At 61.4% G+C, this 14374-nt stretch carries 11 protein-coding genes; all 11 read left to right on the forward strand.

The genetic code is table 11. From position 1 onward, the window contains the following. Positions 1 to 337 precede the first annotated feature (337 nt). The 11 genes from AC244Q_RS07480 (at position 338) to AC244Q_RS07530 (ending at position 14368) form a co-directional block, all read left to right on the forward strand. Positions 338 to 1384, forward strand: a complete 1047-nt coding sequence (locus AC244Q_RS07480; protein WP_128406132.1) for a LacI family DNA-binding transcriptional regulator — start codon at positions 338 to 340, stop codon at positions 1382 to 1384. A gap of 9 nt (positions 1385 to 1393) precedes the next feature. Further along, positions 1394 to 3007: an acyl CoA:acetate/3-ketoacid CoA transferase gene (locus tag AC244Q_RS07485; RefSeq protein ID WP_128406133.1), complete on the forward strand. Its 1614-nt coding sequence runs from the start codon at positions 1394 to 1396 to the stop codon at positions 3005 to 3007. Continuing rightward, positions 3000 to 3779: an enoyl-CoA hydratase/isomerase family protein gene (locus AC244Q_RS07490; protein ID WP_128406134.1), complete on the forward strand. Its 780-nt coding sequence runs from the start codon at positions 3000 to 3002 to the stop codon at positions 3777 to 3779. Before AC244Q_RS07485 ends, AC244Q_RS07490 begins: the two co-directional genes overlap by 8 nt. Then, a complete protein-coding gene (locus tag AC244Q_RS07495) occupies positions 3779 to 5299 on the forward strand; it encodes an aldehyde dehydrogenase family protein (RefSeq protein ID WP_128406135.1) in 1521 nt (506 codons plus the stop codon). Before AC244Q_RS07490 ends, AC244Q_RS07495 begins: the two co-directional genes overlap by 1 nt. Before the next feature lie 190 nt (positions 5300 to 5489). Beyond that, positions 5490 to 6752, forward strand: a complete 1263-nt coding sequence (locus tag AC244Q_RS07500) for an ABC transporter substrate-binding protein (RefSeq protein ID WP_128406136.1) — start codon at positions 5490 to 5492, stop codon at positions 6750 to 6752. A gap of 155 nt (positions 6753 to 6907) precedes the next feature. After that, positions 6908 to 7861 carry a carbohydrate ABC transporter permease gene (locus tag AC244Q_RS07505; RefSeq protein WP_011651449.1) on the forward strand — a complete coding sequence of 318 codons (954 nt, stop codon included), beginning with the start codon at positions 6908 to 6910 and terminating at the stop codon, positions 7859 to 7861. After that, positions 7858 to 8832 carry a carbohydrate ABC transporter permease gene (locus AC244Q_RS07510; RefSeq protein WP_487764150.1) on the forward strand — a complete coding sequence of 325 codons (975 nt, stop codon included), beginning with the start codon at positions 7858 to 7860 and terminating at the stop codon, positions 8830 to 8832. Before AC244Q_RS07505 ends, AC244Q_RS07510 begins: the two co-directional genes overlap by 4 nt. 3 nt (positions 8833 to 8835) lie before the next feature. Next, a complete protein-coding gene (locus AC244Q_RS07515; RefSeq protein ID WP_128408308.1) occupies positions 8836 to 9951 on the forward strand; it encodes an ABC transporter ATP-binding protein in 1116 nt (371 codons plus the stop codon). A gap of 15 nt (positions 9952 to 9966) precedes the next feature. Continuing rightward, positions 9967 to 11517, forward strand: coding sequence for a GMC oxidoreductase (locus AC244Q_RS07520; RefSeq protein WP_113545428.1), 1551 nt, complete (start codon positions 9967 to 9969; stop codon positions 11515 to 11517). A gap of 1 nt (position 11518) precedes the next feature. Then, positions 11519 to 13174, forward strand: a complete 1656-nt coding sequence (locus tag AC244Q_RS07525; protein ID WP_113545427.1) for a GMC family oxidoreductase — start codon at positions 11519 to 11521, stop codon at positions 13172 to 13174. Positions 13175 to 13198: 24 nt separating this feature from the next. Further along, positions 13199 to 14368: a Gfo/Idh/MocA family protein gene (locus tag AC244Q_RS07530; protein ID WP_128406309.1), complete on the forward strand. Its 1170-nt coding sequence runs from the start codon at positions 13199 to 13201 to the stop codon at positions 14366 to 14368. The last annotated feature ends 6 nt before the right edge of the window (positions 14369 to 14374 follow it).

A 14374-nucleotide genomic window follows, 5' to 3' on the forward strand; every position in this document is an offset into this window, starting at 1 on the left:
CGTGCTTTTGCCGGAATGTCCGCCCATTGCGCCGCATAGATCGCTTCGACGGAAGTACCAGGCGAGCCCGAATCTTCCACATTTTTGCTGCCAACGCATCGGTCGGTCGTGCGCCACGCACGATTTTGCAGGTCGAAAAATATCGACATGTGCCTCTCAGTCAGGGTCATTTTTTAGATCGTTCCAATTTTTATGATGAGATTCCGGCAATCGAGGAGGTGGAAATTTGCCGCATATGCTCCTAACAGATAACGGCACGTATAAATTTCACTTGACAGAATTGGAACGTTCCAAATATTTAAAGCGATCGGTCGATCGTTGGCGCCGGGAGGAAGATGTGACAAAGGCGCGGGTAACCGTCATTGACATTGCGAAAGCCGCAGGCGTCTCGAAATCGACGGTTTCGCTGGTGCTTCAGGGCTCCTCGCTGGTCAATGAGGGGACGCGTACCAAGGTCAATACGGTGATGCGCGAGCTGGGCTACGTCTACAATCGCGGCGCCGCCAATCTTCGGCAGGCCAGTGCCAAGTCGAGGATCATCGGGGTCGTCGTCAACGACCTGACGAACAGCTTCTTCGCGGAGCTGGCAGTCGGCGTCGATATGGTCGTTCAGTCGGCCGGGTTCGTGCAATTCCTGTCGAACACCAGCGAGAGCATCGATAGGCAGCGCGAGGTTGTCGCATCGATGCGGGAACATGGCATTTCGGGGCTCATCGTGTCGCCGGCGCGCGCCACCGATGCCGCAGACTTCAAGCCGCTTGTCGCCGCGGGGATTCCGGTGGTGGTCGTCGTCAGAAACCTGCCTGGCGCCAAAGTCTCGTCCGTCGTCTCCGACAACCAGGCTGGCATGAGGTCCGCGGTCAAGCACCTGGCGGAGCTCGGTCACAAGCGCATCGCTTTTCTCGGCGGCTTTCCCGACACCGCTGTCTTCGACGACCGCCTTGCCGGTTACCGAAACGGCATGGAGGCAGCCGGGCTCGACTACGACCAAGAACTTGTCATCTCGTCTGCGCCTTCGCGAGCCGGTGGGGTGGAGGCGATCGGAAAGGCAATTGTTCTTACCGACAAACCCACGGCAGCCGTCTGCTTCAACGATGCCGTCGCCTTCGGTGTTTGCGACGGATTACGTGCCCGCCGTCTGGAGCCCGGCTCCGACTTCGCGGTCGTCGGTTTCGACGACGTCATCGAGGCTCAGGCGGCGGTTCCGGCGCTCACGACGGTCTCGGTCGATCCGCAGGGCATTGGCCGCCGGGGCGCTCAGCTGCTTCTCAAGCAGATCAATGCGGGCAAGGCCGAGGCGGAGACGGTGACAACAGCCGTTCGGCTGGTCGTTCGCGAGAGCTGTGGCGCCCGCAAGAGCGTAAAAATCGAAACAGGACTCTGAGTAAGGCCCATGAAGAAGCATCTCACCCCGACCGAAGCGGCCGCGCTGATCCCGGATGGCGCTGTTGTAACGGTGTCTTCCTCGAGCGGTCTTGGTTGCCCGGACCTCATGCTGAAGGCGATTGGCGAGCGTTTCGATGCGACCGGCCATCCCCGTGATATCACCACCCTTCATCCTATCGCCGCCGGCGACATGAGCGGCATCAAGGGCGTCGACCATATCGCCAAGAAGGGGCTGCTCAAGCGCATCATCGGTGGTTCCTATCCGTCCGGTCCGTCGTCGTCAGAGCCGCCGCTGATCTGGCAAATGATCACCAACAACGAAATCCCGGCCTACAACATTCCCTCGGGTATCCTCTTCGACATTCATCGCGAGGCCGCGGCGAAGCGGCCGGGTGTCCTGACCAAGATCGGCATCGACACATTCGTCGATCCCAAGCGGCAGGGTTGCGCGATGAACGGCCTGGCTTCGGAGCATCCGGTGGTCAAGCGTGTGCGCTTCGAGGGCGACGACTGGCTGTTCTTTCCCTCGATCGTCCCTGAGGTCGCCATCATCCGCGCCACCACCGCCGACGAGCGCGGCAACCTGACATATGAACATGAAGGCGCCTATCTCGGCGGCCTCGATCAGGCGCTGGCCGCACGCAACAACGGCGGCATCGTCATCGCCCAGGTCAAGCGGATCACCAAGGAAGGCTCGCTGAAGCCCCATGACGTCCGGGTGCCCGGAATGCTGGTCGATTATGTGATCGTCGATCCGGAACAGAAGCAGACGACCCAGACGCAATATGATCCGGCAATTTCCGGGGAGATCTTCCGCCCGCTCGATAGTTTCAGCGTTCCGGAATTCAACGTTCAGAAAGTCATCGCGCGTCGTGTCGCGCAGGAACTGCAAGCGGGAAGCTGCGTCAATCTCGGCTTCGGCATATCGGCCAACGTGCCGCGAATTCTGCTGGAGGAGGGGCTCCACGGCGCGGTCACCTGGGTCATTGAGCAAGGTGCTGTCGGTGGGGTGCCGCTGCTCGACTTCGCCTTTGGCTGCGCCTCCAATGCGGACGCCTATATGCCGTCTCCCTATCAGTTCACCTATTTCCAGGGTGCAGGCTTCGATGCCTCGCTGCTGTCCTTCCTCGAGATCGGCAAAGACGGTTCGGTCAACGTCTCCAAACTCTCCTTCCGGCCGCATGTGACGGCTGGCGCCGGAGGCTTCGTCGACATCACGGCGCGGGCGAAGAAGATCGTATTCTCAGGCATGTTCAACGCCGGAGCGAAGCTTTCGATCTCCGATGGCGCTCTTCTCATCGAGAAGGAAGGCAAGTTGAAGAAACTCGTGAACGAGGTCGAACACGTCACCTTCAGCGGCAGGCGCGCGATCGAGCAGGGGCAGGAGATCACCTATGTCACCGAGCGGTGCGTTATGAAGCTGACGCCCGACGGCGTCGTCCTCACCGAGATTGCCCCAGGCGTCGATCTCCAGTCCCACATCCTCGATCAGTCGGAGTTTCCGCTGATCGTTGCGCCCGACCTGAAGGTCATGGACGCGGCGCTCTTCGCGGAGGCAAACATCGGCCTATCGCTTCCAGAAAAAAGGGCACAGACACTGGAGGGCAGCTTCCATGGCTAGCGGAACCGTCAAGGTTGACGTCGATGGACATGTTGCGACGCTGACGATTTCTCGTCCGGAGAAGCTGAACGCGCTCGACCTCGACATGCTGAAAGCGCTGGCGGACGCGGCCGACGAGGTGGAGGCGAACGCCAATGTGCGCGCTGCCATTCTGACAGGCGAAGGAAAGGGCTTTTCCGCCGGCGGCGATATCAAGGCCTGGGGCGGAATGTTGCCTCAGGAGTTCGGTCATCTCTGGGTTCGCCACGGCCACCGTATCTTCGAAAGACTGGCGACGCTCCGGATGCCGCTGATCGCGGCTCTGAATGGCCATGCCCTCGGGGGAGGGCTTGAACTTGCAGGGGTTGCGGACATTCGCCTTGCCGAGGAACAGATCAAGATCGGTCTGCCGGAAACCGGCCTTGGCATGGTGCCGGGCTGGTCCGGGACGCAGCGTCTCGTCCGCCGGTTCGGGGCGCAGGCCGTCCGACGCATGGCCTTGGGCGGCGAGATATTCACCGCCGAGGAGGCACGCCTGCTCGGGATCGTCGACGCGGTAGTCCCCACAGGAAACGGGCTCACTACTGCCAGGGAATATGCCCAGCGGATTACCGCAAGGGGGCCGGCTGCGACCGAGATCGCGAAGTTGATGATCGCATCGGCAAACGGCGAAGACAACGGAACCGCGGTGGAAGCCCTGGGCTCGATCCTCGCTGCGAAGACCGGCGATCTGAAGGAGGGCGTCGCATCATTCAGCGAGAAGCGCCCGGCAACGTTCAAGGGAGAATGGTAATGACGGTTCTCGTCAACCCCACCGCGCTCAGCGACCACAAAGCGCGTGATTTCAAGATGCTCATCGATGGCAAATGGGAGGCAGGCAGCTCCGATCCGATCGAGCGTGTCGCTCCAAGCCATGGTGTCGTGGTCAGCCGGTTTCCGACCGGCAGTAAGAGGGACGCCGAGCGCGCGATCGCCGCGGCACGCAAGGCCTTCGACCTCGGGCCGTGGCCCCGAATGACCGCTTCTGAACGTTCCGCCATCCTGCTCAAGGCTGCCGATTTGATCGCGGCGCGTGCAGAGGAGCTGGCATTTCTCGATGCGATCGAGGCAGGAAAACCGATCACGCAGGTACGGGGAGAAATTGCCGGCTCGGTTGACATATGGCGCTACGCGGCGGCTCTTGCCCGCGACCTCCATGGTGAAAGCTACAACACGCTCGGCGATGGCACACTCGGCGTCGTCTTGCGCGAAGCGATCGGGGTGGTGTCGATCATCACACCCTGGAACTTTCCGTTCCTGATCGTCGGCCAGAAGCTGCCATTCGCTCTGGCGGCAGGTTGCACGACCGTCGTCAAGCCCTCGGAACTGACCTCGGGATCGACGCTGGTGCTGGGAGAGATCCTGCAGGAGGCAGGCATTCCGGATGGCGTCGTCAACATTGTCACCGGCACGGGACCAGAGGTCGGCGCGGTCATGACGTCGCATCCTGACGTCGACATGGTGTCCTTCACCGGCTCGACCGGCGTCGGAAAGCTGACGATGTCGAATGCCGCACAGACCCTGAAGAAGGTCTCGTTGGAACTGGGTGGGAAGAACCCGCAGATCGTGTTTCCGGATGCCGATCTCGATGCGTTCATCGATGCCGCGGTCTTCGGCGCATACTTCAATGCCGGCGAGTGCTGCAATGCCGGCTCGCGGCTGATCCTTCACAAATCAATCGCTTCCGATGTCGTCAAGCGGATTGCCGAGCTGTCGAAGGCGGTGAAGGTCGGCGACCCGCTCGATCCTTCGACGCAGGTCGGCGCCATCATCACGCCTGAGCATCTGGAGAAGATATCAGGATACGTCGCCGGCGCGAGGGGCAGCGGTGCCCGGGTCGCGCATGGCGGCGAGACGCTCGATCTCGGCATGGGGCAGTTCATGTCGCCGACGATCCTCGAAGAGGTCACCCCCGATATGGCCGTGGCGCGCGAGGAAGTCTTTGGTCCGGTGCTTTCGGTCCTGACATTCGAGACATCCGCCGAAGCGATCAGGATTGCGAATTCCATCGACTACGGCCTGTCGGCCGGTGTCTGGAGCCGCGATTTCGACACGTGCCTGATGGTCGGCCGGTCGGTGCGGGCAGGGACGGTCTGGATGAACACCTTCATGGACGGCGCCTCGGAACTTCCCTTTGGCGGTTACAAGCAAAGCGGCCTCGGCCGTGAGCTCGGCCGCCATGCGGTCGAAGACTACACGGAGACCAAGACGCTCAACATGCATATCGGCAAACGCACCAGCTGGTGGATGCCGCAGACAGAAAAGCTGGCTTAGCGCATCGGCCCGAAAATCGGAATCGATTTTCGGAAAGCACGATGCGTCGATTCAAAGTGTTGCACCGTCCTTTGCGCGTCTGAAAAGACGCGCGGCGCTGCAACGGCGGCCAAACTACGCCCGGGGAGGGCGGGTGATTGGTGCGGGAATGGGTCCCGCATCTTCCAATGTAAGACTGGGAGGTTTTTCGATGAACAAGTTTTTGACCACGACCGCAATGATCGCATTGGCTCTGGCCGGCGCCAGCGTGTCGGCCCACGCCGCTGACGTTAAGGAAGTGCAGATGCTGCACTGGTGGACGTCAGGCGGTGAGGCAGCAGCACTGAACGTTCTGAAGCAGGATCTTTCGAAGGAAGGTTTTGCCTGGAAGGACGTGCCTGTTGCCGGCGGTGGCGGCGATGCGGCGATGACGGCGCTGAAGGCGATGGTTGCGGCCGGCACCTATCCGACAGCCTCGCAGATGCTGGGTTATACCGTGCTCGATTATGCCCAGGCCGGCGTCATGGGCGATCTGACGGAGACGGCCAAGAAGGAAGGCTGGGACAAGTCGGTTCCGGCAGCGCTGCAGAAGTTCTCGGTCTATGACGGCAAGTGGGTTGCAGCCCCGGTCAACGTCCACTCGGTCAACTGGCTGTGGATCAACAAGGCTGTGATGGACAAGATCGGCGGCACCCAGCCGAAGACCTTCGACGAGCTGATCGCACTGCTCGACAAGGCCAAGGCTGCCGGCGTGATCCCGCTGGCGCTTGGCGGCCAGAACTGGCAGGAAGCGACGATGTTCGATTCCATCGTGCTATCGACCGGCGGGCCTGAGTTCTACAAGAAGGCCTTCAACGACCTCGACGAGGAATCGCTGAAGTCCGACACGATGAAGAAGTCGTTCGACAATCTGGCGACGATCATCAAATATGTCGACCCGAACTTCTCGGGCCGCGACTGGAACCTGGCAACCGCCATGGTCATCAAGGGTGACGCGCTGGTGCAGGTGATGGGCGACTGGGCCAAGGGCGAATTCGTCGCCGCCAAGAAGACGCCGGATACCGACTTCCTGTGCTACCGCTTCCCCGGCACCGACGGCAGCGTCGTCTACAACTCCGACATGTTCGGCATGTTCAACGTTCCCGACGACAGCAAGGCGGCCCAGGTGGCGCTGGCGACCGCAACGCTGTCGAAGAGCTTCCAGTCGGCCTTCAACGTCGTCAAGGGTTCGGTGCCGGCTCGTACCGACGTTCCCGATACCGACTTCGATGCTTGCGGCAAGAAGGGCATCGCCGACCTGAAGGCAGCCAACGAAGGCGGCACGCTGTTCGGCTCGCTGGCACAGGGCTACGGCGCTCCTCCGGCGATCGCCAATGCCTACAAGGATGTCGTCTCGAAGTTCGTCCACGGCCAGATCAAGACCTCCGACGAAGCCGTCAAGCAGCTCGTCCAGGCGATCGACGACGCCCGCTGAGATCACTGTCGACTAAAAAAGCTTCCCCGCGTGCTCCGCGGGGAAGCTTCAGGCTTCGCGCCGATCATGCGCGGACAATCATGCCCGGACAATGATGCAGAGCCGATCATGCCCGATATCATCCGGGGCCGATTGTGGGAAGGAGATGACATTCCATGAGCACCGTTGCGACCACCGATCCGGTTTTGACGCCGAGGCAATCGACGGGGATCTCGTTGAGGGGCCGGCTGCAGGATGCGCTGCCGAAGATCGTGCTGGCGCCGAGCTTCGTCATCACCATCATCTTCGTCTACGGCTTCATCGTCTGGACGGCCTATCTGTCGTTCACCAATTCCAAGACCTTTCCCTCCTATGCGCTGACGGGGCCACGCGCCTATCAGCGGCTGTGGCGCTGGACCTTCGAGAGCGATCCGCCGTCTTCCTGGTACACCTCGATCACCAACATGGCGATCTTCGGCTTCCTCTATGTCGGCATCTGCCTGGCGCTCGGCCTGTTCCTCGCCATCCTGCTCGACCAGAAGATCCGCGGTGAGAGCGTGTTGCGGCCGATCTTCCTCTATCCGATGGCGCTCTCCTTCATCGTCACCGGCGTTGCCTGGAAATGGTTCCTCGATCCCGGCCTCGGGCTGGAACAGACGCTGCACCACTTCGGCTGGACGAGCTTCCACTTCGACTGGATCAAGAACAAGGACTTCGTCATCTACACCGTCGTCATCGCCGGCGTCTGGCAGGCGTCGGGCTTCGTCATGGCGATGTTCCTGGCGGGCCTGCGCGGCATCGACGGCGAGATCATGAAGGCCGCCCAGATCGATGGCGCCTCGCCATTCCAGCTCTATCGGCGCATCGTCATTCCACTGCTGCGGCCGATCTTTCTCTCCGCCTTCATCGTGCTCGCCCATATGGCGATCAAGTCCTACGATCTCGTGGTGGCGCTGACCTCCGGCGGCCCTGGTGGCTCGGCCTGGCTGCCGTCGAACTTCATGTATGAATACACCTTCAAGCGCAACGAGATGGCCGTCGGCTCGGCCAGCGCCATCATCATGCTGATGACGATCTCGGCGATCATCGTTCCCTATCTCTATTCCGAACTGAAGGAGAAGGCGCGATGAGCAGCGTGACCGCCCCGACCGCAACGCTGCCGCAGGCCCGCGACAACAGGAACGACAGCAAGAACAGCACCAACACCCGCTGGATCGGCCGCACCGTCATCTACGGCCTGCTGCTGATCTTCGCCGTCCTCTACCTGATGCCGCTCTTCGTCATGCTGACGACCTCGTTCAAGACCATGGACGAGATCCAGAACGGCAACATGCTGGCGCTGCCGCAATCGCCGACCTTCGACCCCTGGATCAAGGCATGGGGCGAGACCTGCGTCGGGCTGACCTGCGCCGGCATCAAGGGCTACTTCTGGAACTCGATCAAGATGGTGGTGCCGGCGGTGGCGATCTCCACCATCATGGGGGCGCTGAACGGCTATGTGCTGACCAAATGGCGCTTTCCCGGCCACACGCTGGTGTTCGGGCTGATGCTGTTTGCCTGCTTCATCCCGTTCCAGTCGGTGCTGCTGCCGATGGCAACGATCCTCGGCAGTCTCGGCCGCTTCGGCATGACGCTGCAGAACGCCACGGGTTTGAGCTTTGGCTTCGGCAATCCGACGGTCAATCTGGTCTTCGTGCATGTCGTCTATGGCCTCGGCTTCACGACGCTGTTCTTCCGCAATTTCTACGAGGCCTTTCCGACCGAGCTGGTCAGGGCCGCCCAGGTCGATGGCGCCAGCTTCTTCCAGATCTTCCGCCGCATCATGCTGCCGAACTCGCTGCCGATCATCGTCGTCACGGTGATCTACCAGTTCACCAATATCTGGAACGACTTCCTGTTTGCCTCGGCCTATGCCGGCACCGGTGACACCATGCCGATGACGGTGGCGCTGAACAATGTCGTCAACACCTCGACGGGCGTCGTCGAATACAATGTCAACATGGCGGCGGCGATGATCGCCGCCGTGCCGACGCTCATCGTCTATATCCTCGCCGGCCGCTACTTCGTGCGCGGTCTGATGGCGGGCGCTGTCAAAGGGTAATCCATGGCCTTCCTCGAAATCTCCGGTCTCAAAAAGCGCTTCGGCGCAGTCGACATTCTCAAGGGGATCGACCTCGAACTCGAAAAGGGCGGCTTTCTCGTGCTGGTCGGCCCATCCGGCTGCGGCAAGTCCACCCTGCTCAACACCATTGCCGGGCTGGAGACGATCACCTCAGGCGATATCAAGATCGACGGGCGCGACATCAGCGGCCTGCATCCCTCCAAGCGCGACATCGCCATGGTGTTCCAGTCCTATGCGCTCTATCCGAACATGACGGTGGCGGGCAACATCGCCTTCGGCATGGAGATCCGCGGCGTGCCGAAGGAGGAGCGTGCCAGGGCGATCGCCCAAGTCTCCGACATGCTGCAGATCGGTCATCTGCTCGACCGCAAGCCGAGCCAGCTCTCCGGCGGCCAGCGCCAGCGTGTCGCCATGGGCAGGGCGCTGGTGCGCAATCCGCAGGTCTTCCTGTTCGACGAGCCGCTCTCCAATCTCGATGCCAAGCTGCGCGTCGACATGCGCACCGAGATCAAGCGGCTGCATCAGCGCATGGGCACCACCTTCGTCTATGTCACCCATGACCAGATCGAGGCGATGACGCTGGCGACCAAGATCGCCGTACTGAAGGATGGCGTGCTGCAGCAGTTCGGCACGCCGGCCGAGATCTATAACAGCCCCTCCAACATCTTCGTCGCCGACTTCATGGGCTCGCCGGCGATGAACCTGCTCAACGCCACCGTCGAGAACGGCGCCGGCGGCCTCGAAGTCTCGCTGGAGCGGCCGAATGCCGCCCCGCTCCGACTGCCCGTCATCTCAGGCAATGACGGCCTGACCGCCTATACCGGCAGACAGGTGATCTTCGGCATCCGGCCGGAGGCCTTGACCGATCCCGATGGCGCCGACCGCAAGGCGCGCTCGCTGACCGAGGGCGATTGCCTGATCGAGGTGGTCGAACCGGCCGGCTCCGATACCTTCGCCGTCACCAAGCTCGGCGGTAAATCCGTCGTCGCCCGCCTGCGCGCCGATACCGGCATCGCGCCAGGACAAAACACCCGCCTCGCATTCAATCTCGACAAGGCCGTCTTCTTCGATCCCGAAACACAGGCGCGGATCGGGTGAGGGCCAGGTGCTAACATGAGCGGTTCACCTGACATCGTCATCATCGGTTCAGGCGTTGGCGGCGCCACGGTCGCGGCCGGCCTGGCCGTGACCGGTGCGAAGATATTGATCCTCGAAGCCGGTGATCAGATCGCCGATCTTCCTGTCAACCGCGACCAACGCGCGATCTTCCAGCGGGGACATTTTCGGCCGAAGGAAACCTGGTACGAGGCAAGCGGCAAGGGGTTCAATCCCGGCAACTACTACAATGTCGGCGGGAATTCGAAGTTCTATGGCGCAGTATTGTCGCGTTATCGCAGCCAAGATTTCGACGTCATCGAGCACCGCGAGGGTGTGTCGCCGGCCTGGCCGTTTCCGTATGAAGCCCTGGAGCCGTGGTACTGCAAGGCGGAACGCATGTACCAGGTTCGCGGCAGTCTGGGTGAAGATCCCACCGAACCGCACCACTCGGCTGCCTACGAGTACCCGCCCGTCCCGGACGAGGCGCCGATCGCCGATATCAGGGCGCGCCTCAAGCAGAAAGGCCTGCATCCGTTTTCCCTGCCGCTCGGCCTCGACCTCGACGCCTGGCTCTCCAAAGCACCCACCCCATGGGATGCGCATCCGAACGCCCGCGACGGCAAGATGGACGCCGAGACCGCACCCCTCGCAGTGGCGCTGAGACACCAGAACGTGCGGCTCGAAACCAATGCGCGTGTGACGAGGCTCGACACGGGAGCGGAGGGCCGGATCGACCGGGTGACCTATCTCAAGAACGGGCAGACGGTGACTGTTTCGCCTGAGATCGTGATCCTTTCTGCCGGGGCGGTGCAGTCGTCCGTGCTTTTGCTGCGTTCGAAAAACGACCGCTTTCCAAAGGGTCTGGCGAACTCTTCCGACCAGGTCGGCCGCAACTTCATGAACCACAATGCGTCTGCCGTCATCGGGGTCTCGCCGCGGTTCAGCAATACCTCGATCTACCAGAAGACGTTTGCCTTCAACGACTTCTATCTCTCCGACGGGGAGGGCGGACCGCCCCTCGGCAACGTGCAGCTCCTAGGGCGCATCTCTGAAAAGGTTCTCAAGGGCTCTCTGCCGCAGGCTCCGGAATGGCTTCTGCGCTTCATCACCGGCCATGCCATCGACTTCTATGCGATGAGCGAGGACGTTCCCAATCCCGAAAGCCGCGTCAGGGTGGATGGAGACCGGATTATTCTCCAATGGCAGCGAACCAACTGGGACGCTCATCTCGCACTTGTCGCCAGGCTGAAGGTCATCCTGAAATCGATCGGGTTTCCGATCGTGCTGGCGAGGCCCTTCGACAAGCGCACACCCTCCCATCAGTGCGGAACGATCCGCATCGGAAACGATCCCGCGACCGCGCCGCTCGACGCGTACTGCCGGTCTTATGATCACGAAAATCTCTTCGTCGTCGACGCCAGTTTCCTCCCCACATCGGCTGCGGTCAATCCTGCGCTCACCATCGCCGCCCAAGCGCTGAGAGTGGCAGATCACATCGCGTCGGGGCACTTTGCAGGCATGACACAGGCACTGGCGGGCGCCAGGCCGGATGCAACAGGACAGTAAAATGGGATTCGATTACATCATCACCGGCGCCGGCCCTGCAGGATGCGTGCTGGCAAATCGGCTTAGCGAAGATCCCGATGTCAGCGTACTCCTGCTCGAGGCAGGTGGAGGCGACTGGAATCCTCTTTTTCACATGCCCGCGGGCTTCGCCAAGATGACCAAAGGCGTCGCCAGCTGGGGATGGGAAACCGTTCCCCAGAAACACATGAAAGGCCGCGTGCTTCGTTATACGCAGGCGAAAGTCATCGGTGGCGGCTCGTCCATCAACGCCCAGCTCTATACGCGCGGAAATGCGGCGGATTATGACCTCTGGGCTCGCGAAGACGGTTGCGAGGGCTGGGACTATCGTTCGATTCTTCCCTATTTCAAACGTGCGGAGGACAACCAGCGTTTCGCCGATGACTACCACTCCTATGGTGGTCCGCTCGGCGTCTCGATGCCTGCTGCGCCGCTGCCGATCTGTGACGCCTATATTCGTGCAGGGCAGGAGCTCGGCATTCCCTATAATCACGACTTCAACGGACGCCAGCAGGCGGGCGTGGGATTTTATCAGCTGACGCAGCGCAACCGCCGCCGGTCGTCGGCTTCGCTCGCTTATCTCTCGCCGATCAAGGACCGCAAGAACCTGACGGTCCGGACCGGCGCGCGCGTCGCGCGTATTGTCCTGGAGGGAGGCCGTGCGACGGGCGTCGAGATCGTGACCTCGCGCGGCTTGGAGGTCGTGCGCGCCGAACGCGAAGTATTGATTTCCTCCGGCGCCATTGGATCGCCGAAGCTGCTTTTGCAGTCCGGCATAGGACCGGCCAACCATCTGCGGTCGGTGGGCGTCAAGGTGCTTCACGATCTGCCGGGTGTCGGCGGCAACCTCCAGGATCACCTGGATCTTTTCGTCATCGCTGAATGCACCGGCGATCACACCTATGACGGTGTTGCAAAACTCCACCGGACACTTTGGGCCGGGATTCAATATGTCCTGTTCCGCACCGGACCGGTCGCCTCGTCGCTCTTCGAGACCGGCGGCTTCTGGTACGCAGATCCTGAAGCCCGTTCGCCTGATATCCAGTTCCACCTCGGCCTGGGTTCGGGCATCGAAGCGGGTGTCGAACGGCTCAAGAATGCCGGCGTGACGCTTAACTCCGCCTATCTGCATCCGCGGTCGCGGGGGACGGTGCGTCTGTCATCCTCCGATCCGGCCGCCTCTCCATTGATCGACCCCAACTACTGGTCCGATCCCCACGACAGGACGATGTCCCTGGAAGGGCTCAAGCTCGCGCGCGAGATCATGCAGCAGGCGGCGCTGAAGCCCTATGTCATGGCCGAAAGACTTCCTGGACCGAAGGTGATGACCGACGAGCAGCTTTTCGACTACGGCTGCGCCAACGCAAAGACCGACCATCATCCGGTCGGCACCTGCAAGATGGGAGCGGGACCCGACGCGGTTGTCGGGCTTGATCTCAAGGTCCATGGCCTGGAAGGCCTCAGGGTCTGCGATTCATCCGTCATGCCGCGCGTCCCGTCATGCAATACCAACGCTCCGACGATCATGGTCGGCGAAAAAGGATCGGACCTCATCCGGGGCTTGCCGGCACTTGCCCCCACCATCTTTGCCTACGAACGCAACGATGCGAGGCCTCGGGCCCGCACCGAAATCCGGTAGGCCATGTCGAGAGGAGAGACGACAATGTCTGAAGTCAGAGTTGCAGTGCTTGGCGCCTCGGGTTGGATGGGAAAGGTCCACACGATGGCTTATCAGACCTTTCCGCATTTCTTCGGAGTCTCGGACGGCACGGCACGGATCGTCGCTCTCGTCGAAGGTCCCTCCAAGGCAGCCGGGGATCTTTCCCACAGGGCGCCGGGTGCAAGAATTCTTCAGGATTGGAATCTGGCGGTCGCTGATCCTGAGGTCGATCTGATCGATATCTGCCTGCCCGACCACCTTCATTACCAGGTGGCCAAGGCGGCCTTGCTGGCCGGCAAACATGTCTATTGCGAAAAGCCATTGGCAAACACCGCCGCCGAAGCGCGGGAACTGGCCGACATCGCCAGGGAAAAGGGTGTCGTTACCCGCGTCGGACACGCCTTTCCCCGGAATCCCGTCCATGATCTGGCGAAAGATATCATTCAATCCGGCGAAATCGGCGAGATCAAGCTGTTCCGCGGCTGCCAGCACGTCGACATGTATGGCGATCCAAACGCGCCCTTCATGTGGCGGGCCGACGGAAAGCTCGCGCCGACCGGGATCGTCGGTGATACCGGCTCGCACATCTTCAGCTTCATGGATTTCCTGGTCGGGCGAGTCAGTTCCCTGATTGCCGACAATCTCATCGTGACGCCGCGTCGGCCTGTCGTCGAGGGCCTTGCCTATGGCGAACAGATGAAACTGTCAGGCAACGAGTCCTGGGCTGATATCACCAACCCCGATGCGACGAACCTGTTGTGCCGGTTCGAGAACGGTGCCGGCGGGATCGTCGATTTCAGCCGTGTCGCGACCGGCCGCAAGTTCATGCAGACCTACGAAATCTATGGAACGAAAGGCAGCATCGCCTATAGCTATGACGAGATAAACCGGCTGCGCTTCTATTCCAACGACGACCGGACGGGGCGGCGCGGCTTTCGGGAGATCGACGTGGGTCCTGAAAATCCCACCTTCAGGGCTTTCCTTCCTCTGCCGAATTTCGGTCTGGGCTACAATGAAAGCAAGATCATCGAGGTGGCCGAGGTGATCCGCTCGATTGTTGCAAACAGGCCGATGTGGCCGACATTCGCTACCGGCCACCACATCTGCCAGATCGTCGACGCATGCATGGAGTCCTCCCGGCAAAAACGCTGGGTCGACATCCCGCTGGGTTGAACGCCG

Source organism: Rhizobium sp. CB2179, assembly GCF_057653455.1.